Origin of the sequence: Nosocomiicoccus massiliensis, assembly GCF_000438455.1 — a bacterium.
Taxonomy (GTDB): domain Bacteria; phylum Bacillota; class Bacilli; order Staphylococcales; family Salinicoccaceae; genus Nosocomiicoccus; species Nosocomiicoccus massiliensis.
The window spans coordinates 1-2,635 of record NZ_CAVG010000126.1; the positions used below are offsets into that span (position 1 = coordinate 1).

The window sequence follows — 2,635 nt, forward strand, 5'->3', positions numbered from 1 at the left end:
AACTTCGATTATAAAAGACAACGAAATACGTTTTAATACCGATATTGGAACATATGCAGAATGGGCTTTTGTCATTGATGCACTTTATAAATCAAAAAGTCCTGTTTATTATTATAATTTCCCATTATATTATCGTGATGAAAATAATGAATCACTCGATATTTTAATATATGCTGAAAATGACTTCGATGATGAGTTTAAATCATATGTTAAAAACTTTATTCATTATATAGACAAGTCACACAATGAAAATGTTCGTCAATTTATGATTAATGATTTAAAAGAAAAAATCGAAACAGAGTTCGATCCTCATCATCCTCAAATTGATGAACGATACAAGAATAATAAAGATGTGTTAGAACTTGCTGCGAAGTTTTTAAATAAAGATATATTTAATAAAAATAAACCTTTCTTTAATATAGAGATGTATGCATTAATGCGAGGAAGTACCGGTTTTGCAAATCGTATTAATGATTTTAGATATAAATCAAGATTACTTAGACATGTATTAACAGGCCATAAGACTAAAAACCGTTCCAAATATGAACTGACTAATAAGTATACTAAAGTCGATCCTCAAACAATTGTTTTTGAATCATTTGGAGGTCAAGCATATAGTGATAGTCCGAAGGCTATATACGAGTATATGGCAAAAGCTTATCCTCAATATAATTATAAGTGGATTCTACGTAAACCGAATTCGACATACGTACCAAAGCCAGCAGAAAAATTAAAAGATCCTCTAAAAAATATTACGAAGCATACTCAAAAGCTGGATTCTGGGTGAGCAATGCTAGAACACCGCTTCATTTATACAAAAAAGAGAATCAAACTTATATTCAAACTTGGCATGGTACACCATTAAAACGACTTGGTAATGATATGGCAGAAGTAAAAATGCCCGGAACAAATACTGAAAAATATAAACGTAACTTTAGAAACGAAACTAAAAGATGGGACGTTCTTATCTCACCAAATGCGTATTCTACAGAGATTTTTCAATCTGCATTTTGGATGGATTCTAAAGACATACTAGAAATTGGATATCCTAGGAATGATGTTCTCGTTAATAAACAAAATGATCAGAAGTATATTGAAAAAATCAAAAGAGATTTAAACATACCGAACGACAAGAAAGTAATATTATATGCACCGACTTGGCGCGATGATGAGTATATACAAAAGGTAAATATCAATTCGAATTAAAAATTAACCTTCCTAAAATGTTTGAAGAAATCGGCGATGATTATGTCGTTCTTTTAAGGATGCACTACCTCATTGCAAATCAAATCGATATTAAGGGATACGAAGATTTTGCGATAGACGTTTCAAACTATAATAATGTTTCTAACTTATATTTAATTAGTGATTGTTTAGTTACAGATTATTCATCTGTAATGTTTGATTATGGGATTTTAAAAAGACCTCAAATCTTCTTTGCCTATGACTTAGAAAAATATGAGGGAGAATTAAGAGGGTTTTACCTGGATTACATGAAAGACCTGCCAGGTCCTATCACAACAAAAGCTGACGATTTAATTGAACAGCTTAAAAATATTGATTATATTAAAAATGAATATGAAGATAATCTCAATAAATTTTATGATAGATTTTGTTCTAAAGAACAAGGAAATGCTGCAAAAATTATTGGTGATATGATTCATAATGAAATTCAAGAAAATCTATAAATAATAAATTTAAGGTGGCCGAAATGATATACACAATCACAACTACTCTTCCCCCTATTCATGGGGGAAGAACTAAATCGTTATTAAGTCGCGTCAAATTATTAGAAGAAAAATTGAATATACCAAACACTATAATTACTACAAATTATAATGCAAATTATAATGATGTATATAAAAAATTTGTTTCTGAAAATAAATCTAGTTATAAAACTAAATACGAAAATATATATGATTGGTTATCTGGCTTTAATTTACTAGTCACACCTAAAAGTAAGTTACTAAACAGAACTAAATATATTGAAGCACCTCATGGTATAGAAGGTTTAAGAAAAGAAATTCTCGAAGAAAAAGATGTCATACGATATTATGATAACGACACCTATGTCCTCTACAGAAAGTACCGCCAAGGCATGAAAGTACTCGAATTTGAAGATTTTATGTCACCTGCTTCTAAGAAAAAAGTAGAGAGATGGGAATATAATAAGTATGGGATACTACATCGCAAAAATTACTATTCTCCTAAAACATATAAAAAGAATTTCAGAGGAATTATTCGATAAAGATGGGAATCTTTATTGTAAAAAAATATTTGCTGATAATGAAAAAAATAATGTGATTATCATTCAAACTTATAAAAACAATAGACCTCATAAAAGCTTTAAAAATGAAAAAGATTTTTTTCAATACTACTACGAAAATAGATTTAAAGATAATGACATTGTTTTTTGTGATGCACGAATGTTGGACAAACCACTCTTGAAACAAAAAAATAAAACTAAAAATATTATGGTTTTTCATAGTACTCATCTAAATAACGGAACAATAAAAAACTCTTATAAGTATGCCTTGGAAAATGCAGATAAAGTAAGTAAATACTTGCTTCTTACCCATAAACAAATGGATGATATAAAAAATGAAGTTCAAATAGATAAAGATAAATTTTCTAT

Annotated in this window: 1 protein-coding gene and 3 pseudogenes; all 4 read left to right on the top strand. The window is 28.7% G+C overall.

Going from position 1 to position 2,635, the window contains the following annotated elements; all coding sequences use genetic code 11:
* The first annotated feature begins 436 nt into the window (after nt 1-436).
* A pseudogene (locus tag TJ68_RS08785) lies at nt 437-1,206 on the top strand (CDP-glycerol glycerophosphotransferase family protein).
* A pseudogene (locus TJ68_RS08790) lies at nt 1,188-1,688 on the top strand (CDP-glycerol glycerophosphotransferase family protein); the annotation flags it as partial. The pseudogenes TJ68_RS08785 and TJ68_RS08790, both read left to right, overlap by 19 nt.
* 23 nt (nt 1,689-1,711) lie before the next feature.
* Nucleotides 1,712-2,248, top strand: coding sequence for an alpha-glucosyltransferase N-terminal domain-containing protein (locus TJ68_RS08710; RefSeq protein ID WP_052327356.1), 537 nt, complete (start codon nt 1,712-1,714; stop codon nt 2,246-2,248).
* Nucleotides 2,249-2,300: 52 nt separating this feature from the next.
* A pseudogene (locus TJ68_RS08715) lies at nt 2,301-2,635 on the top strand (glycosyltransferase); the annotation flags it as partial.

Excerpts from the sequence above, each read along its gene's own strand:
- TJ68_RS08710 (WP_052327356.1), top strand. The coding sequence starts at position 1,712 with ATGATATACACAATCACAACTACTCTTCCCCCTATTCATGGGGGAAGA.